We start from the raw sequence: 19,410 nt of genomic DNA, 5'->3' as shown, positions 1-19,410 counted from the left end.
GCATGAAATGTTTATTCATCGCGATGGCAATTTTCTGCAACGGAAATTGGTCTGCCCTTTCATCACAATCACCGGATGCAATCCGCCTGATTTATCCCCGCGAAAATTTGACCTTGAGCACTTATGATTCAACGATCACCCTCGGCCGGGTTCTTATTCCCAATGCCAAGCTTGAGATCAACGGACAATCAGTCAGACTCAACTCAGACGGCACGTTTATCGGATTTATAGGAATTGATCCGGATCTTGTGGACGATCAACTCAATTTTAAAATGACTTGCCGAATCATATCCGGAGATTCAACGTCTACATTTATTCGCAATGTCAAAATTCCTTTGCCAATGAAGCCTTTGCCTGAAGATTCACTTGTGATTGATACCAATTATCTTTTTCCACAATATTCAGCCAGTCTCCAAAAGGGAGACCACCTCGTATTAAGTGTGCGTGGAACTCCTCAGGCGCAGGCATTTGCCAGCCTGATTGATTCGTCAGGAAAAATGATCGTTGATTCAATCCCGATGACAGAAACCGAAACCGGCTTGATGGACGATTTCGGTAATGCCTTTTTTGGCAAGGGAAAAGCATCCCGACGACAACCTGTCCCGGGCATTTATACGACAACTTTTATTTTCAGAGAAGGAATGAATTTCAGCAATGCACGCCTGCGTTTTACATTGTTGAAAGATGATAGCCGGGTCAACGCATGGGCTAAAGCGTCACTTTCAGTTTTTAAAAATTACAAGATTGTCGAACTCACAGGCGATATCAACAATGCGACAGTTGCACCGAATCGCGCCTATTATTATTTCCTGCCCAAAGGTGTCCGTGCTGCAGTTACAGGAAGGATGGCCGACCAGGTAAAATTGCAACTTTCATCGGAGCATTCGGCATGGCTCCCTTTAGCTAACGTAAAATTTTTAGCGGAAGGAACACCTTTACCGCAAAGTACTATCCCGGTTGTACGCGTCAAAAATGAATCAAACCATACGCAATTTAAAGTTTTCATGTCCGAAAAATTACCGTTTGTCGTTCGTCAGGTTTCTGCCAATGAGCTTCAATTAAGAATTTTTGGCGGAATCAGCGACACGGATTGGATCAGGTTTGAAAATAGCGCAGGAGACATCACGCACGCATATTGGTCTCAACCGGAAAACGGAGTTTACCAACTCAATGTGGTTCTGAAAAATCCGCATTACTGGGGTTATCAAACTTTTTATGACGGAACCAACCTGATCTGGAATATTCGCCATAAACCCAAATCATCGAAGCTAAGCGGCCTTAGAATTTGCGTGGATGCGGGCCATTCGACTGATATCGGTGCGACCGGTCCCAGAGGATTGACCGAACAATATGTTAATCTCCTCGTTGCTCAAAAATTAAAAAATGAATTGGAAAAAGAAGGTGCAATTGTTATCATGACACGTACGGATACCGTCAAGCAGGTAGGGCTGTATGATCGGGTTGCTATTGCGAATGAAAATCACTGCGATCTTTTTGTCAGTATCCATCATAATGCCCAGCCGGACGGCGTCAATCCTTTTGATCCCAATTTCGGCCCGAGCGTTATTTATTATCACCCGCAAAGTAAATTGCTGGCGGAAACTATCCAACAATCGATGATCAAAGAAACCCAATTGCCCGATTTTGGAGTTTTTCAAGGTAATATTGCCGTCTGTCGAAATTCCGAAATGCCAGCTGTTTTGGTTGAATGTGCTTTTCTGACATTACCCGAACAAGAATTGTTGGCGTCGAATGAAAAATTCCAGAAAAAGGTTGTAGCCGCTATCAAAAACGGAATTAAAAATTTTTTAAAAATAACCCAGTAAGCGTATGGAATCTGCCGGAAAAAAAATAATGGTTGTAGACGACAGCGAGCTCAACCGTATGATGATGGAAAGTTTTCTCGATCCGATGGGACATGAAGTAGTTCACGCGAGAAACGGTAAAGAAGCGCTGACGTTGATCGGAAAAATTAAACCCGACCTGATTTTGCTCGACGTAATGATGCCTGAGATGGACGGATTCGAAGTCTGCAAACGTCTTAAAAGCCAGGAAACTACCCGTTATATTCCTGTGATCATGATTACGGCCCTGGATAAAGTCGAAGACAACGTCAAGGGCATTGAATCCGGTGCAGATGATTTCCTGACGCGTCCGTTTGACGCTGTGATTTTGGCCGCACGTATGAAAGCGCTCCTTCAATCCAAAGCTCTGAACGACGAAGTCGACAAACTTGAACAATTGAAAGAAGATATGACGCGCATGATCGTGCATGATCTTCGTACACCTATGACGTCGATCAAAATGTCGCTGGAATTGATTAACGCAAATTTGCCTCAAGATGACAGCAAGTCGATTGATCTTCTGAGAATTGCGTCAGCCGATGTCGAAGAGGCTTTGCTACTGATCAACAATTTGCTGGACATCAGCAAACTGGAATCGCACAAGATGGAATTGCACAAGGAAGATTCATCGATCCTTGATCTTTTGAAAGAAAACATTCAACGCATCAAACCTTTGACGATACACAACAATCTGAACCTTGAAATTGTCTCCAAAAACGATGAAATTTTTTGCGAACTGGATCGCATCCTGATCGGCCGCGTTGTGACGAACTTACTCAGCAATGCTGTCAAATTTGCCGATCCGAACACTACGATTATCGTTGAAGCATCTCAGGACACAACAGGAAAAGTTGATATCGGCGTGATCAATCACGGCAGCAATATTCCAAAAGAATCGCAGGAAGTTATCTTTGAAAAATTCGGACAATCTTCCCATACCAAATCCAAAAACAAACTAGGAACCGGTTTGGGATTAACTTTCTGCAAGCTGGTGATTGAGGCGCATAAGGGCGCCATTCACGTCGTATCGCCGCCCTCGCATTTTCCGACCGGCGCTGCATTTTATTTTTCGCTTCCTTTACGTTGATTAAAATTATGGCCGGCGCTAAACTATCGAAAATCATGGTCCTCCGAAACCGGACGGATTTCGACCGGCTGTTTACGCAAGGCCGGCGGCGTTCCGGGCAATTTGTCCACATTCATTTTTTGCAACTGCCGGAAGGCTCTTCTCCACGAGTAGCATTTATTGTAGGGAAAAAAATTGGACCCGCAGTCACACGTAACTTGTGGAAACGACGCTTCAGAGAAATCTTCAGACTCCATCAAACGTTATTTGCAGGATACGAAGTGCTGATCATTGCTCAAATATCAGTCCTTAAAGCTGATTTTCATTCTGTGTCTGACGACATTCTTGAAACGATTTCAACGATAACCCGGCAAAAACAATCATGAGCGGACAACTGTTCATCGTCGCTACGCCGATCGGCCATCTCGAGGATATTACATTGCGAGCTGTTCGGATTTTAAAAGAGGTCCATCTGATTGCATGTGAAGATACACGTACGACGAAAATCCTTCTTGATCACTATGGTATTCATAATCAATTGACCAGTTTCTTCGAACATAATGAAGCACGGAAAATTCCTGAGATCATTGCTCTGCTCGCAGAAGGAAAAAATGTTGCCGTGGTCTCCGATGCCGGTACGCCTACTATTTCCGATCCTGCGTTTAAATTGGTCCGTGAAGCGCATAAACATCAGATTGCGGTTGTTCCAATTCCGGGCGCCAATGCGGCCATTGCCGCCATATCGGTAGCGGGCCTGCCAACCGACAGCTTCGTATTTGAAGGTTTTTTGCCTCATAAAAAAGGCCGTAAAGCTCGTTGGGAAAAACTTGCGACGGAAGATCGTACCATCATCTTGTATGAATCCCCTTTTCGCGTTATTAAAACACTTGAAGAAATCGAAGCCAATTTGGGAAATCGAATGGTGGTCATAGGACGTGAACTGACCAAAAAATTTGAACAAATTCTCAGCGGTTCCGTATCTGAAATTACCCAGTATTTCAAAAAAAATGCACCCCGAGGTGAATTTGTGATTCTCATAGCAGGCAAGCGATATCATGAAAAACAAACAACCAATGATGAAGAGGAATAACTTCACCGCGTTTAATTTGACTTTTAGAGTGATTTTAAGTACATAAAAGCCGCTTATAAATAACCCTTATCGAAAGGTCTTGCATTGAGTCAACTTATTTTTTTACCGGTTTTAGTATTCGCAGTAGTAATTCATGAATGCGCACACGGTATTGTCGCAAAGTGGTGCGGTGACGACACGGCCGATCGTGAAGGACGTATTACGTTAAATCCGATCAAACATATCGATCTGTGGGGAACGATTATTATCCCAATACTGCTGATCGTCAGCAATGCAGGACTGATGTTCGGCTGGGCTAAGCCTGTCCCTGTCAATCCCAACAATTTTCGTAGTTACAAACGCGATGATATTTACGTTTCTATGGCCGGACCGGCTTCTAATTTTATTATAGCCATTATTTCAGCGCTCTTGATCGCAGCTCTTATGATCGCATTACCTCAATCCGAAAACTCTACAGGGAGCATGAAAAGTTTCAACCAATTTGCCTCCTCTTTACTGGTATATAGTATCCAAATTAATCTCGTTCTTGCCGTGTTTAACTTGCTACCGATACCTCCTTTGGATGGATCACATGTCGTTGCATGTATGTTACCCGATCACCTCGGCGATCAATACCGAAGCCTTGGATTTATGGGAATGTTCATTCTCGTGGCCATGATGGCAACAGGTATCATTGGGCGTGTGATTAATCCGATTCTGAATGAATTATTCGGCCTCATGGCAAGTTTAATTCAAACCTTATCGTAAGGTATGGAACTAACATGGAAAGAAATCACACTGACTTTGCGTCATCCGTTCGTCTTATCCGATTCCGCTATTACTGAAAAAAAAGTTATCCTTGTAGAATGTTCAGCAGAAGGTCTGAAAGGTATTGGTGAAGCCACTCCATCCTCATATTATGGCGAAACACCCCAAACCGTAGTAGCAATTTTAGAAAAAGCTCGCACTGTGTTGCATAACATACAATTCCCATTCCCAGTTGAATCGCTGAACGATCAATTGTTACAGTTATTTCCCAAGGCTGCGTCGGCTCGATCGGCGATCATCATGGCCGTATTGGACTGGATGGGAAAAAAACAAAATATTTCATTGCATAAACTTCTCCAAATTGATGCAACCCGTACTCCAATAACTTCGTTCACCATTGGCATTGATCAGCCGGAAGTTTTGGCCGTTAAAATCTTGGAAGCTGAAGATTTTCCGATTCTGAAAATCAAATTGGGTAAAGGCGATTACGATTACGAAATTCTAAAGACTATTCGTCAGCATACTGACAAAACGCTTCGCGTGGATATTAACGAGGGTTGGAACAAAGACGAAGCAGCAAAAAAAATCGATTGGTTAAGCAAACAAAATGTTGAACTGGTTGAACAACCATTACCGAAAGAAAATTTGGACGATATGATTTGGCTGCATAAACGCACCGCCCTGCCGGTCATTGCGGATGAAAATATTTTAGCCGTCAATGATATCGCATCAGTCGCTGAATGTTTCGACGGCATTAACATCAAACTGGATAAATGCGGTGGTTTGCTTGAAGCATTGAAAATGATCCGAACTGCACGACGCCATAATTTAAAAACTATGATCGGTTGTATGATTCAGACGTCGGTGGGCACAACAGCCATGGCTCATCTGAGCCCGTTGGTCGATTACGCCGATCTTGATGGCCACTGGCTGATCAGCAACGATCCCTACAAAGGCTTTACCGTCAAGCTCGGTCGCATTCAACTGCCTTCATCCCCAGGAATAGGACTCAATTAAATGTTTAAACAACCACACCACAAACGTTTCGATTACCGGCCGATGTATTACAAACCGGAAAAAGATCCGGATACTAAGCGACGTCAACGTATCAAATTTCCTCGGCAAACTAAAGTCACAAATCCATTTAGTCAGACGGTTATCATCGTTATTTTGATCATTATGCTGGCTTTGTACATTCTAAAAAAACTTGCTATCGATAACTAATTTGATTACTTTCTACCGCTTTTTAACAATGCTCTTTTCGATCTATTTCAACCCCGAGTTCCCGTAGGGAGGCAATTCAATGATTCAAATTGGTGAAATTCTTAAAGAAGTTCCCTTTTTCCGTTCACTTGGCCGCGACAGCATCGATTTTATCACTGAAAAACTTAAATTTAAACAATTTAAAACGAACAGCACGATTTGCAAGATTGGCGATCCTGGCGATAAAATGTGGATCGTCCTGAGCGGCAAAGTTGCCGTTTTGGCTGCCAATGGTGAAGTATTGGCCCATATCGCTTCCGGAAACTACTTCGGGGAAATGGCGTTGTTGACCGGAGAACCGCGGTCGGCTACCATCGCTGCAACGGAAGATACAGAAACCTTCGTTCTCGAAAAACAGGATTTTGACGTCATTCTTGAAAAATATCCGTCGATTTCAATCGCCATGAGCAAGATCATGAGCCAGCGTTTACGAGACACCAATGCCGTCATCTCTGAAAAAGCCAAACAGCTGAAATCTACGGGACAACCGGCCGGTCCCAGCGGAAGTCTCCGGGACAAACATATTACCGAAGTTATTGCGTTTTGTGAATCCAACTCCCTTACCGGCACATTGGAGATTGTCAACGGCGCCGATAAAGCCGTAGTGGAGTTTGAAAAAGGTGTTTTGCAAACGGTTAAATTGGGCAACATGAATGATGATGAAGCAATGGACACCATGATGGGATGGGAAGACGGGCAATTTGTCATCAAGCCTAAAATTATTTCATTTGATAACTCAGAGGAACAAAAAACCCACAAAACGACAGGTACCATTCTTGTGATCAACCACAGCATGGTTGTCAGAAAAGTTATTGAAAGAAACCTTGGAAGTCTTGGACATACCGTCAAGAGCGCCGGCGATATTACCGAGGGCATTACGGCGATGAAAGCCATCAAACCGGATGTCATCATTTCGGATTTCAAATATGAAGAATTATCCGGTTACGACTTTTGCATGCAAATTCGAGAAAATTCCGGCTACGAAAGCATACCGTTTATCTTCATTACGGATGCCAGCACCGATGACGATATGGTGAAAAAACTTAAGACAATTCCGCAAGCTTCGCTCGTTGATTCACAAGATGTGTCTGCACTCGCCGATACCGTTGTAAAAATTCTTTCGTAAATAAATTTGAGTCCTAATGAAAAAAGGCCAGCGATAACTGGCCTTTTTTTATTTTCCATATGCAACGTTCTTACTTCATAAATGCGTAGCCCATTAGTTTGTACGTCAATTTCGCGAGAGTAAAATCGGAATGGCTTAACTGTTTGACTGGCGCCAACTCGACAACATCAAAGCCGATAACTTTTCGTCGTTCGAAAACCTGCCGCAAAAACTTCACAGTTTCATACCAGAACAACCCTCCCGGTTCAGGCGTTCCGGTTGCCGGAATAATACTCGGATCGAACCCGTCGCAATCGATCGTTACATAAACATTTTCTTTTAATTTTGAAATTGCAGTTTCCATCCAATCCGTTGCCTGAAGATCTTTTGCGTAAAAAGTATTGATTCGGTTATTAACGATGAGATCACGTTCTTCCGAACATTGAGCGCGGATTCCCACCTGTACTATATTTTGATTGAATTCCCAGATACGGCGCATGACACAAGCGTGACTCCATGGCGAGCCTTCATAAGTGTCGCGCAGGTCTGAGTGAGCATCAATCTGCAATACAGAAAAATTATCCCCTAATTTTTTATAGAAAGATTTCACAATAGGAGAAGAAACAGTATGTTCGCCGCCCAAACAAACCGGGAATTTTTCATCCTCCAATATTTTATCCACTGATTTTTCAATTAACGCCATTGCCGGAGCGCCTTTTTTCTTACCAAAGTTGATAGGCTTTAAAGTAGCAATGCCAAACTTTTTAAACGATTCCTGATCAAGTTCTTCATCGTAATATTCAACGATTTGCGATGCTTTAATAATTGCTTTCGGTCCAAGTTTTGTACCGTGACCATAACTGGTTGTTGCTTCGTATGGAATTGGCAACACCGCAATCTTCGAAGTTTTGTAATCACTGTACTGTTTTTCAATGCCTAAAAAATTATTCGGAACATTCGTCATGATCGTAATTCCTTTTAGTTTTTAACTATAACTATACAGACCATAAGTATTTATCAAAAAATTCATCTGGAAAATCGATTAAATAGGAATCGCGCGAAGGCATCCGGATCAATTCCCTTTCATCCTGTATAACGGATACTACCAATTGCAATTGTTGTCTGCGGTTTATTTCCAATGATCTCAAATTGATAGCGCATTCAAATAAATTACCAAAAAAATACTCGCATTGAATAGGCGACTCAATATGTTTAGAATAAAAGATAACTTTATGCAAAGTTTGAAAGGTCAAGCCTAACGCAAGCTTTTCCGATCGTTTAAATTTTTCTATTTTTTTCCCTACAAAATCGATACGGATAAATAATTTTTCTTCATTGAAACCGTAATAAATCATCTCAATCCAGTCATTGATAATGCTCATTGTATCGCCGTCAAGCTTAGCGCTGAATTGTCCAGCAGCCTGCCATTCGAAAAAATGACTTTCCCGGCCGTCTATTTTTGGATATAACGGGGCCGTCGGTTTTCGTTGAGCCGGTATCTCGCCAATAGTTTTCATGATCGGCATATTTAAATATTCGGGAACATCGTCGCCGATCAGCTTATAAACTTGCATTAAATGGTATCGGAATAATACGTCAAATTCGTTTTTGTTGTGAGCGTGATGGTCGTCACCAAACCACCAAAACCAATCACTTCCTTCGGCAATATAAATTTCTTCCCACGCTAATTTAACATTCTCCGATGACATACGTGACTGGCTTTTGATCAAATGCTCCCGAGCTACGTGAAGATATTTCCACGCAAGGTTTTTTTCCGCATGACCGCCAATCCAAATCCTGAAATTATGGCTAATCCATGAACCCGGAAATAATCTCTTAATGATAGCCAGAGTATCTTGTTGTTTTAAAAATTCACTGATCGTACATGTCTCAATGGTTTTACTTTTCGATAGAGTTGTATACAATTGTTTTAGAAACTTTCGTCCGTTCTCCGGATAATATTCCCAACAGTTTTCTCCGTCCAGAATTACACTGACCATATAATTTTCGGGGCTTTTCCCGGATTCGATCAAAGACGCCCTTATATGTTCAATAGTATCGATAAATTCTTTAACGGAGTCTTTGGGCGGCATGCCGGCATATCTGAAACCTATTGAATCAGATAACGCGTGATCCCGAAAAACTATTTTGATTTCATTATTTCCGGTTTGAAAACGATACGGCCTGTATTTATTTTTTTCATCAACTTCCGAATGATACAGAATTTCTTCATCCGTTGCGATCCACCGTATGCCTGACCTTGCGATCAGCCCAAGCGCTTCTTCGCTGACGCTGCCTTCGGAAGGCCACATTCCTTCCGGAGCGTCACCCACAACGCGCCGAAAATAATCGACCGCCGTTTGAAGTTGAGTCGAGGCATCCTCGGGAGATTTAAAATGGACTTCGGGCCTGATCAAGTTTGGATCACATTCTTGAGCGATAGCTGAATCACAAAGAACAGGTAAAATGCAATGATAAAACGGACTGACTGACAATTCAATTTGCTTTTTCTCATACAATCGGCGATACATAGGAATCACTTCGCGCATGATCATATAATGTCCCTCAATCAGCGCACGTTTGTCTTCATCAGAAAAGTGTTCGCCTTTGGCCAACAACTCTTTGAATGGTGTTTGCTCTTGCCAGAAAGGACCGACCCAACATAAATTATACCAAACCTGAAGATCAAGCCAATCTTGTTCGGAGTAGCGGACTTTGGATTGCTTTTTTTTCCAAAGTTCATGGTAGCGGGAATGAGGTTTGATCAAACGGTCATAATTAGCCATAAAAAAGAGATCCAATACGCGATCTTTTTCCGGTTCCGTAAGTTCATTGGGCGTTTTAAAAGTCAGCAACAGAATGTTATCAACTGCACGTTGATTCACATAATCTTCTAATTGAATCAACAATGACGGAACCAAATTAAAATTTTGTTTGATGACGGGAAAATCTTCTAAATAACGAGGAATATCATAATAATCTTTAACGGCATGAAGCCGCACCCATGGCATCTGGTAGACCGTTTTGCCGTCACTCGTTTGAACTTTGTAAAACGGCTGATGCTGATGCCACAAGAAAGCCAGACGTATTTTTTGATCGGAATGCACGCTCATTTGAATGTAACCAAGTGACGCAGACCGTGTTTGAATTGGGCATGAAAATCACGTACAAGGTGGTCGCGAATAACCCGGGGTCTCAGATCAATGGACGACAATTTATCCAGTGGCACATAATGAATGATCAGATCCTCGTGATCGGGATTGACGATACATTCGTCCGGTTTAAGAAATCGTTTAACCGTCGTTTTGAAATACCATCCGTATTCGTGTTTATATTTTCGGTCTTGTTTAAAAACGTTTTCTACAAAATAGATTAAAGATCCAACTTTAACTTTTTGCCCGAGCTCTTCTTTCATTTCACGTAAAAGGGCTTTCTCCAGTGTCTCGCCGTTTTCGACTTTACCGCCGGGTAAAAATGTATAACCGTCAATCCATGAATTTACCAACAAATGGCCGTTATGAATAATAACTGCCCGAACAACCGGCTCGAATGCTCTTTTCTTTTTCATATTGTAAAGTAATAAAATAAAAAAAGGATTACCAAATACATTATGCATTCAGTAATCCATGATTATTACAAATTTAACTGTCTATGCGCCCAGTTCGTCCAAAGCAAGTTTAGCATCACGGCTATAGACCGTTTCAGGCAATTCCTTTATGATTTTATCGAACCATTGTTTTGCAATATCGATTTTGCCCAGAGCTTTATAGCATCGGGCCGCATCCATCATATATTCACCACGAAGATAAAAATCCGGATATTTATTAGCAACTTTTTCGTATTGTTGCGCCGCTTCCTCATATTTATTCTGGCCTTCATAGCAGGCTGCAATACCGGCCATTGATGAAATTACAAGAAGCGAATTATCGCCGTAGTCGTCGATGTATTGATTGAAATAATTCAACGCAAAATCAAATTGATCAGTATTGTAATAAGAACTTGCCAGATAAAAAGTACCCAGACCACCGCCTTGAGTACCTTCAAAATCAGTACAATATTTTTCTAACCTGCGAATGGCTTCTTTATAATCTCCTGAATAAAAAATCTGCTCGGCCGTCACCAATTTATTTACCGATTCGGCATCCACTTCTTTTTGATACTTTACATAAAAATAAATGATGGCAATAACCGCTATCACGCCAATAGCAACATAAGACAATTTCTGGCTATGTACTTGCGCCATATCGGTTACCAAAGCGACTTTCTCCAAAAGCGGGTCTTTATGCAGTTCTTTACGTGTAAGCTTTTTTCTTGGGGTTAACATGGAAGTTTAAAACTCCTTTTCTGAATCTTTAGTCATCAGTGCCCTTGGCGCGACTTGAACGCACGACCAACGGTTTAGGAAACCGCTGCTCTATCCAACTGAGCTACAAGGGCAACAGAATGTATGAAGTTACAAAAACGTGCCCAATATACTTTCTTGAGCCTCAAAAGGCAAGAAAAATAGCGGTTACTTGCTTACGATCACTTTGGCGTGGCGGATGACTTTCTCGTTTAAATAATATCCTTTTTCATGTTCATCGAGAATCGTGTTAGGCTCCTTATCAGGGGCATCAACTTGCATCAATGCATCATGAAGATGAACATCCATGGTTTTGCCAATGGATTCCATCGCTTTCAGTCCTTTTGACTCGAGAACCTTCATCAGCTTTTTATAAATAAATTCAAAGCCTTGCACGTGTTGTTGAATCTTTTGATCGTTAATTTCAAGACTTTGAGCCGCTTTAATGGCTCTTTCCATATCGTCGATTACCGGCAAAATTTCGATCATGAGCCGTTCATTGGCAAATGCCACTACTTGAGCGTTTTCCTTTTGCTGACGTTTCTTAAAATTATCAAACTCCGCGACAGTTCGAAGATATTGTTCTTTCCAGACTTCTGCATCATCCCTGACCAATTCGTTTTCAGGAGTTTCTTCGGCTTTTTCTCCAGAAGATTCTTCCAATGTTTCGTCTAGGTTCTCTTCTTCCATTTTTTCTTCATGAATTGCATTGCTCTCTTCGCTCATTCGAACTCCTGTTATTGAATTTTTTATATGAATTTTATTTTAATTTTCGTTAAACATTTTTTCGAGCGCTTTGGCGGTATATTGCACCAGAGGAATTATTTTACCGTATGGCATTCGTTTGGGGCCGATCACACCGACAGTACCCGTCACATCACCCAATTTATAGTTAGCCGTTACGACGCTGCAGCCGTTGATTATTTTTGCATGATTTTCTGTACCGATCGTGACCAGAGTGCCTTCTTGATGCTCGCGGGCATTCAGAACTTCAATAAATCCGCTTTTATCTTCCAAGAGTTCGATCAGGGACAACACCTCGCCCTGATTTGTAAAATCAGGTTTGCTCAGAATATTATTCGTTCCGGCATAATTGAATACATTCGTTTTGTCAAAATCAAAAAGCCGATCCGCTGATTGTATGAGTAATTGCACCAATCCTCGTTGATTATGATCAAAACGTCTTTCCGTGTCTTTTATTCTTTCCGCGATCGTTGATCGGATTTTAGCAACGGACAAGCCGCTCAATCGTTCGTTCAAAATTTGGCTAATACTTAAAAGGTCGTTCCACGATACGTGCGACCGAATGTCCATTACGACGGTTTTTACAAAACCGGTTTTTAAACGTAATTCTATCAGAACACGATCCTCGGCAATTCTGATCAAATCCAGACGATCAAATACACACAAGTTAAAACGAGGAGATAAAATAATTCCCAATTCATTTGAAATTTTAGCCAAAGCTCGCGAGCAATGATACAAAATCTCATCCATACCTTCAGATATTCTGGAAATATCATTGGCTATTTCCTGAATCGCTAAAGTAATGATGGATTTCTCGTCTTCAGTCAGTTTTTCTATCTCAAGCATGTTGTCGACATACGTACGATAACCTTTATCGGTTGGAATACGGCCGGCTGATTTGTAAGGGTGATTAAGATAGCCTTGTTCTTCCAAATCGGCCATCGTATTCCTGATGGTAGCTGCACTCCATTCGACTGGTAATTTTTTTGATAAAAACCTCGAACCGACCGGATTACCGGTATCAATGAATTGATGAACGGCATATTTCAAAATGAGCCGTTCACGCTCTGATGCAAGCATTGGAACTCCTTGTGAAACCTCTAAAATCAAGCGTTTAGCGCATTTTAGCTTAAGAGCGATCTAAATTAATCATTTGAAGGGTGTTTGTCAAGAGTTTACACCACGCTGAGTGTGCAACCTTTTTGACGGAATAACGTTCAACACATCAAAGCAGGATTACCAAAGGAGAATATTCTATGGAATCGCACGAACCTCAAAACGACGTTAAAAGACTTTACAAATCCCGTCATGACAAAATCATTGATGGCGTTTGCGCAGGCGTAGCCGAATATTTCGGTTTGAATACGGCGTTAGTCCGTGTGCTTTGGACTATATCGATTTTTTTTGGTGGCGCGGGTATCGTGGCATATATAACGGCTATGGTTTTGGTTCCGGTTAATCCTGTTCATCTATCGACAACATCATTAACACCCGACGAACAAGTCAAAATCAATGCTACCAAAAATTTTAACCACGGTTTGTTCTGGGGTTCGATTCTAATCCTTATAGGCGCCATTATTTTTCTTGACGATCTGGATATGTTTGAATTTCGTTGGTTCTGGCGGCATTTTATGTGGGATTGGTTCTTACCGGGCATGTTTATTCTCGGCGGTATAATCCTGATAGCCAGAGGTACCAGAAAAAATCCGACTGAAACCGAAAATAAAGGTCATACTGATTTTTCCAATTTCAGGCGTAGTTCAAAACAGAAAAAGATATTTGGAATTTGTGCCGGGTTGGCAACCAGGCTGCACATCGATGTTTCCATCATTAGAATTTTATGGGTTATTATTACTTTTATCACGCCACCAATAGGTGTCGTTATTTATTTACTGATTGCATTCCTGACTCCGGATGAAGACAATCAGAATATTTTCAGCTCGAAAACGGTCAAAAAAGAATCTTAATCCTCAGAAGGATTTATTTTATGAACGAAACACAAACGTCTGCACAAAATGAATATACCGTGCATCCGGTATATGAGACACGTCCTCGTAAATACTTAACTATGGGAATGCTGCTGATTGCAGTCGGTGCGATGTGGCTCTTATGGAACCTGCATCTGATCAATTGGCATTGGATTGAGCGGTATGGCTTCGTTGTCATCGGAGCCGGTTTATTGATTCAAACGATCATCCGAAAGAAAAATAATATTTTTTGGGGTACTTTTCTGTTGTTGATCGGCGGATTTCATTTGTATTTGGATTATTCGACGGCGTTGTCGATGAATAAATTATGGCCAGTCTATTTTCTTAGCGCCGGACTGGCGCTCATTATCAATTATGTATTGAACGTACGCCGTTGGATGTCGTTAGTCACGGGCATATTATTGGCTGGATTCGGGGCATTACAATTGGCGAGAGAATTGATGATAATTCCTTACGATTTTATTTTCTTAGCAAAAGTATATTGGCCGTTGACTTTTGTCCTTGCTGGTATTATTATCCTGTGCGTCACGTTACTCAAACACAGGAACCAATAACAGTTTAATGGAACTAACAGGAAAACAGAAAAGTTTTTTGCGCTCACTCGGACAGACAATCAAACCTACTATCATGATCGGCAAAATGGGTGTTACTGACAACACACTTTTGTCAATACGAAATGGGTTTAATACAAAAGAACTTCTGAAAATAAAAGTGCAGGACGGTTGTGAGGACACTGAAGAAGTAGTTTCTGAAAAAGTAGAGGAAGGAACCGGCTCGACGACCGTTCAAATCGTAGGCCATACAATTTTATTATTCAAACGCGATCACAAAAATCCAAAAATCGAACTCCCTTAGCCTTCTAACAATTTCTCTTCGTCAACAATAATTTGCAAAGCATCGTGGGCATTTTTGCAGTCGATGATTTTTTTCCTGAAAGCGGCTTGATTGAGAAGCCGGGAAATACGCGACAACATCTTAATATGAATGCTTGACGATTTTTCCGGGCCAACCAGCATGAATACGATGCGCACAGGTTTGCCATCCAAGGCATCGAAATTAACATCCTGTGATGTAATTCCCAAAGCAACAATCAGATCCTGAACGCCTTGCGACTTTCCATGGGGAATGGCAACGCTATTACCAATACCGGTGCTCATCATTTGTTCCCGTTCCAGAACGGCTTGAACAACTTTTTCCTTATCCAACACTTTCCCTGAGTGAGACAAAACCTCAATCATTTCGGCAATAATATCTTTTTTATCAAATTTTTCGAGAGGAATTTTGATTAATTGCTCGGTAAGTATTTCGCTTAATTTCATAGCACCCTTTCGGAGAAAAAATCAAATTAGGCTAAAGTTATTGGGCATCAAAATGACTAATGTTTTTGAATGTAAGAACGCGATCAAGAATCTGCTTTTCCGTTAAATTACGCAAAGCATTGATACTAAAATCCTGTACGCAAAACGACGCCATCGCACTGCCGTACACTACAGCACGACGAAGATTGGCTTCCGTTACATCGTTGCATTTGGCAAGATATCCGACGAAGCCCCCGGCAAACGTATCGCCTGCACCTGTTGGGTCAAAAACTTCTTCAAGCGGGTAAGCCGGAACGAAAAATTCATTGTCTTTTGTGAGCAGGGCGGCTCCATGTTCACCTTTTTTGATGACAACCACTTTGGGGCCCATTCCAAAAATGATTTTGGCCGCACGCATCAAGTTGGGATGATTGGCCAACTGCCGCGCTTCCGAATCATTGAGAACAAAAATATCAACGCGTTCAAGCGTTTTACGCAGCGCCTTCTGACTTCCCTCGATCCAAAAATTCATGGTATCTAACACGACTAATTTCGGCGATTTTACCTGCTCCAAAACGTCGTACTGGAGTTCAGGAGCAATGTTGCCCAAAAAAACAAATTCGGCATTTTTGTACGTATCGGGAATGATCGGTTTGAAATCCTGAAAAACATTCAGGTGCGTATAAATGGTATCACGTTGATTCAAATCATAATTGTAGCGTCCGGCCCATTTAAAGGTTTCACCTTTTACAACTTGCAAACCGGTAAAATCGACGTTTCGTTTTTTTAAAAATTCAATTTCGTGCATCGGATAATCTTCACCTACAACTCCTACCAGATTGACCGGAGCAAAATAACTGGCCGATGCACTAAAAAATGTGGCCGAACCCCCAACCGCGTTTTCAGCTTTACCGTAAGGCGTTTCAACAGAATCCAACGCCACCGAACCAACTACAAGAATTCCCAAAGTGACACTCCTGTTTCTAAAAATGGGCAAAAATATAGATAAAGCAGCATGTAAAGTCAACGGCTTTAATCTGCTGTTTCTGATTCAATTTCACGGGACATCCGCACTGGTTGCGAAATTCCGAGCAACTTTAAGCCATTAGCCAATACTGTTTTGGTTACACGGCATAGAACCAGCCGTGCTTTCGTTAATTCGGAATCATTCGTAACGACCCGCAGGCGATCGTCTTTTTTTCCGGCTGTTTGATAGCGGTGATAAAGCGCCGCTAATTCTTCAAGATATGTTGTAATCGGATGCGCTTCAAACGTATCTAACAAGCGACGTGTCAATTCCGGATATTCCGTAAGTTTCTGAACAATATCCCGCTCGATTTCATCTATCAATAAAGATAAATTTACATCTGAATTTTGATCAATTAAAACACCCCTCTCGGCTGCTTTTGCTTCAATGGAGCATATCCTCGCATGAGCATTTTGTACATAATAGACAGGGTTTTCCATCGTTTCTTTTTGAGCTAATTCCAGATCGAAATTAAGATGTGAATGATGACTGCGCATAATCAGAAAATAACGGAAAACATCCGAACCCAGCAAATCAACCAATTCATCAATGGTAATGAAATTGGCTTTGCGCTTCGACATTTTTAAAATTTCGCCTTCTTTGGATAAAGTGACAAATTGGTGAACAATAACATGAACACGTTCTGTCGGATATCCCAGCGCTTTAAGCGCAGCCAATACGTCTGGATATTCGGCAATATGATCAGCACCAAAAATATCGATCATCAAATCGAAATTGCGTTCAAATTTGTTGATATGGTAAGCCATGTCCGGCAATCGATACGTGGGTTCCCCTGTCGCTTTGATAATGACTTTATCATTTTCAGCTTTTTGGCCTTGATCGTATTTAAATTCTGATGTCTTGATCCATAGAGCATTTTCTTTTTCATAAGCCAGTTGCCGGTCTTTAAATGTTTGAACTAAAGACTCGATTTTACCGTTTTGATAGAGCGAATCTTCATTGAAATAAACGTCAAACTCCAGATCAATCCGTTTCAGCACTTGTCGGATATTCGCAAATAAGATATCTTCGGCGACCTTTTTAAAAGGCAAATAATCTTTGTCTCTCCACGAATCTCCGTGTTCATCAAGAATTTGTTTTGCGATATCGATTATATAAAGTCCTTCATAATGTTTTTCAGGAAATGTGATAGTTTCGCCTAATAGCTCCAAGTAGCGTAACCGCACAGATTCGCCCAGCCGCTTCATCTGCATACCGGCATTATTAAAATAATATTCGCGCGTTACGTTATAACCGCCATTTTCCATAATGCGGCTAATGACATCCCCTAGAACAGCTTGCCGGCCATGCCCGATACTTAGTGGACCGGTCGGATTCGCGCTGACGAACTCTACATTAACTCTCTTTCCATTACCTGCTGTATGACTGCCGTAACGCTCTCCTTGCTCAAGAATGACTTTGATTTCAGAGAACAAATAATTTTTTCCGAAGAAAAAATTAATAAAGCCGCTGCCCGCAATCTCAGCTTTTTCAATTAAAGAAGAATCCAATGTCAGTCTGTCCACAATATCCTGTGCAACCGCTTTGGGGTTTTTACGCTCAATCTTTGCCAAAACCATCGCAATGTTGGTCGAAACGTCGCCAAATTTTTTATCTTTGGTTCTCGTAAAAACAATATCTCCGGTATACTGAATTCCCATGGATGACAGAGTTTTCCGGATCATTGATTCGAGCTGTGCTTTCATTATACTCCAAAATTATTGAACAACTTTATTTTTCAGACATGCTTCGATAAACATGTCGATATCTCCATCCATCACCGCTTGTGTATTACTGGTTTCCACGTCAGTTCTATGATCTTTAACGAGATTGTACGGATGGAAAACGTACGAACGAATTTGATTGCCCCATGCAATATCGGATTTAGTACTCTCAATTTTATCTAATTTTTCTCGTTCAGCTTTTTTTTGCAATTGATATAGTTTTGAAATCAGTAGTTTCATAGCCAACTCGCGGTTTTTGAATTGCGAACGTTCACTCTGGCAGGCCACCACAATTCCGGTAGGAATATGAGTTAAGCGTACAGCCGTTTCAACCTTGTTCACATTCTGTCCGCCTTTTCCACCTGAACGGTACGTATCCATTTTTATATCAGCAGGGTTAACCTCAATTTTGGTTTCTGATTGCTCCATTTCTGGCATAGCAAAAACGGATGCGAACGACGTGTGACGCCGTGCATTGGAGTCAAAAGGTGAAATACGGACTAATCTATGAACACCGCTTTCAGTTTTGAGCATACCATACGCATACTCACCTCGAATTTCAAGCGTAACACTTTTAATACCGGCGCCATCGCCGTCCTGAATATCCAAAATTTCGATCCCGTATCCGTGATTGACAGACCACCGCTGATACATACGCATCAGCATTTCCGCCCAGTCTTGCGATTCAGTTCCACCGGCTCCAGGATGAATAGTAAGGATTGCTGTTTTTAAATCTTCTGGATTAGTAAAAAGTGCCCGCATTTCAAGTCGAGATAGCTCCGCATACACCGATTGTACGTCTGACGCAATGGATGACAACGTCAGCTCATCTTTTTCGTTTTTTGCCATCTCAAATAATTCATTGGCATCGCGAACTTGAGTTGCTAATCGTGTCCAACTGTCAACCCAGTTTTTTTCGACGGATAATTCCTGCATGATCTGTTGTGCACGTTGATTATCATTCCAGAAATCAGGCGCCGATGACTCATGTTCAAGCCTGGCTATCTTAGTTTGCCGGTTATCGACGTCAAAGATACCTCCGCATTTCATTGACTTTTGATTGTGCGGACTCAAGCAATGATTCTAATTCAGACATCGAAATCATAAAAATTCCTTACGAAAAATTAATGTTTTTTTCAAAAAACCGACGCAAAGTATCAAAAATAAGATGA

At 41.5% G+C, this 19,410-nt stretch carries 21 protein-coding genes and 1 tRNA gene; 11 read left to right on the top strand and 11 right to left on the bottom strand.

Annotated elements, in window-relative coordinates; translation table 11 throughout:
- The first annotated feature begins 2 nt into the window (after positions 1-2).
- From K1X84_07835 to K1X84_07800, 8 genes are all read left to right on the top strand, one after another.
- Positions 3-1,826, top strand: coding sequence for an N-acetylmuramoyl-L-alanine amidase (locus K1X84_07835; protein ID MBX7151534.1), 1,824 nt, complete (start codon positions 3-5; stop codon positions 1,824-1,826).
- A 4-nt stretch (positions 1,827-1,830) separates the two neighbouring features.
- Positions 1,831-2,931 (top strand): response regulator, encoded by a 1,101-nt coding sequence (locus K1X84_07830; protein MBX7151533.1) that lies wholly within the window; start codon positions 1,831-1,833, stop codon positions 2,929-2,931.
- Positions 2,932-2,939: 8 nt separating this feature from the next.
- A complete protein-coding gene (gene rnpA, locus K1X84_07825; protein MBX7151532.1) occupies positions 2,940-3,296 on the top strand; it encodes a ribonuclease P protein component in 357 nt (118 codons plus the stop codon).
- Positions 3,293-4,000 carry a 16S rRNA (cytidine(1402)-2'-O)-methyltransferase gene (gene rsmI, locus K1X84_07820; GenBank protein MBX7151531.1) on the top strand — a complete coding sequence of 236 codons (708 nt, stop codon included), beginning with the start codon at positions 3,293-3,295 and terminating at the stop codon, positions 3,998-4,000. The genes rnpA and rsmI overlap by 4 nt, the downstream gene beginning before the upstream one ends.
- An 84-nt stretch (positions 4,001-4,084) precedes the next feature.
- Positions 4,085-4,747 carry a site-2 protease family protein gene (locus K1X84_07815; GenBank protein ID MBX7151530.1) on the top strand — a complete coding sequence of 221 codons (663 nt, stop codon included), beginning with the start codon at positions 4,085-4,087 and terminating at the stop codon, positions 4,745-4,747.
- 3 nt (positions 4,748-4,750) lie between these two features.
- On the top strand, positions 4,751-5,764 hold the full coding sequence (locus K1X84_07810) for a dipeptide epimerase (GenBank protein ID MBX7151529.1): 1,014 nt from the start codon (positions 4,751-4,753) through the stop codon (positions 5,762-5,764).
- On the top strand, positions 5,765-5,971 hold the full coding sequence (locus tag K1X84_07805; GenBank protein ID MBX7151528.1) for a hypothetical protein: 207 nt from the start codon (positions 5,765-5,767) through the stop codon (positions 5,969-5,971).
- A gap of 79 nt (positions 5,972-6,050) precedes the next feature.
- Positions 6,051-7,136: a cyclic nucleotide-binding domain-containing protein gene (locus K1X84_07800; protein MBX7151527.1), complete on the top strand. Its 1,086-nt coding sequence runs from the start codon at positions 6,051-6,053 to the stop codon at positions 7,134-7,136.
- A 70-nt stretch (positions 7,137-7,206) separates the two neighbouring features.
- On the opposite strand, the gene speB is transcribed toward K1X84_07800, so the two are convergent.
- The 7 genes from speB to hrcA form a co-directional block, all read right to left on the bottom strand.
- The gene (speB, locus tag K1X84_07795; GenBank protein MBX7151526.1) at positions 7,207-8,079 is read right to left on the bottom strand and encodes an agmatinase; all 873 of its coding nucleotides are present in this window, start codon (positions 8,077-8,079) and stop codon (positions 7,207-7,209) included.
- A 31-nt stretch (positions 8,080-8,110) separates the two neighbouring features.
- On the bottom strand, positions 8,111-10,228 hold the full coding sequence (locus K1X84_07790; protein ID MBX7151525.1) for a glycoside hydrolase: 2,118 nt from the start codon (positions 10,226-10,228) through the stop codon (positions 8,111-8,113).
- Positions 10,225-10,731 carry an NUDIX domain-containing protein gene (locus tag K1X84_07785; GenBank protein MBX7151524.1) on the bottom strand — a complete coding sequence of 169 codons (507 nt, stop codon included), beginning with the start codon at positions 10,729-10,731 and terminating at the stop codon, positions 10,225-10,227. Before K1X84_07785 ends, K1X84_07790 begins: the two co-directional genes overlap by 4 nt.
- Positions 10,732-10,764: 33 nt before the next feature.
- Positions 10,765-11,439 carry a tetratricopeptide repeat protein gene (locus K1X84_07780; GenBank protein MBX7151523.1) on the bottom strand — a complete coding sequence of 225 codons (675 nt, stop codon included), beginning with the start codon at positions 11,437-11,439 and terminating at the stop codon, positions 10,765-10,767.
- A 39-nt stretch (positions 11,440-11,478) separates the two neighbouring features.
- Positions 11,479-11,552: transfer RNA gene (locus tag K1X84_07775), tRNA-Arg, on the bottom strand.
- 73 nt (positions 11,553-11,625) lie between these two features.
- Positions 11,626-12,183, bottom strand: coding sequence for a nucleotide exchange factor GrpE (locus K1X84_07770; GenBank protein MBX7151522.1), 558 nt, complete (start codon positions 12,181-12,183; stop codon positions 11,626-11,628).
- A gap of 39 nt (positions 12,184-12,222) precedes the next feature.
- The gene (gene hrcA / locus K1X84_07765; GenBank protein MBX7151521.1) at positions 12,223-13,281 is read right to left on the bottom strand and encodes a heat-inducible transcriptional repressor HrcA; all 1,059 of its coding nucleotides are present in this window, start codon (positions 13,279-13,281) and stop codon (positions 12,223-12,225) included.
- A gap of 176 nt (positions 13,282-13,457) precedes the next feature.
- On the opposite strand from hrcA, the gene K1X84_07760 reads away from it, so the two are divergent.
- Genes K1X84_07760 through yhbY form a run of 3 tightly spaced genes read left to right on the top strand, consistent with a single transcriptional unit; the run spans position 13,458 to position 15,044 of the window.
- Entirely contained in the window at positions 13,458-14,168 is a 711-nt protein-coding gene (locus tag K1X84_07760; GenBank protein MBX7151520.1) for a PspC domain-containing protein, read from the top strand.
- 20 nt (positions 14,169-14,188) lie between these two features.
- Complete coding sequence (locus tag K1X84_07755; protein MBX7151519.1) at positions 14,189-14,743, top strand: hypothetical protein; 555 nt, start codon at positions 14,189-14,191, stop codon at positions 14,741-14,743.
- 7 nt (positions 14,744-14,750) lie between these two features.
- On the top strand, positions 14,751-15,044 hold the full coding sequence (yhbY, locus tag K1X84_07750; protein ID MBX7151518.1) for a ribosome assembly RNA-binding protein YhbY: 294 nt from the start codon (positions 14,751-14,753) through the stop codon (positions 15,042-15,044).
- On the opposite strand, the gene K1X84_07745 is transcribed toward yhbY, so the two are convergent.
- From K1X84_07745 to prfB, 4 genes are all read right to left on the bottom strand, one after another.
- A complete protein-coding gene (locus K1X84_07745; GenBank protein MBX7151517.1) occupies positions 15,041-15,508 on the bottom strand; it encodes a PTS sugar transporter subunit IIA in 468 nt (155 codons plus the stop codon). The two genes, yhbY and K1X84_07745, sit on opposite strands and share 4 nt — an antisense overlap.
- A 37-nt stretch (positions 15,509-15,545) precedes the next feature.
- Complete coding sequence (locus K1X84_07740; protein ID MBX7151516.1) at positions 15,546-16,454, bottom strand: bifunctional hydroxymethylpyrimidine kinase/phosphomethylpyrimidine kinase; 909 nt, start codon at positions 16,452-16,454, stop codon at positions 15,546-15,548.
- Positions 16,455-16,519: 65 nt separating this feature from the next.
- On the bottom strand, positions 16,520-18,220 hold the full coding sequence (gene argS, locus K1X84_07735; GenBank protein MBX7151515.1) for an arginine--tRNA ligase: 1,701 nt from the start codon (positions 18,218-18,220) through the stop codon (positions 16,520-16,522).
- A gap of 12 nt (positions 18,221-18,232) precedes the next feature.
- Positions 18,233-19,343 (bottom strand): peptide chain release factor 2 gene (gene prfB / locus K1X84_07730; GenBank protein MBX7151514.1). Its coding sequence is split into 2 segments (ribosomal slippage): positions 18,233-19,276 and positions 19,278-19,343, totalling 1,110 coding nucleotides; the frame shifts between segments, so codons are not numbered across the junction.
- Positions 19,344-19,410: the final 67 nt, after the last annotated feature.

The organism is bacterium (assembly GCA_019695335.1).
In the GTDB taxonomy this organism is placed as follows: Bacteria; CLD3; CLD3; order SB21; family SB21; genus JABWBZ01.
Note: the sequence above shows the minus strand (reverse complement) of the source record. Positions and strands in the feature narration are given on the sequence as shown.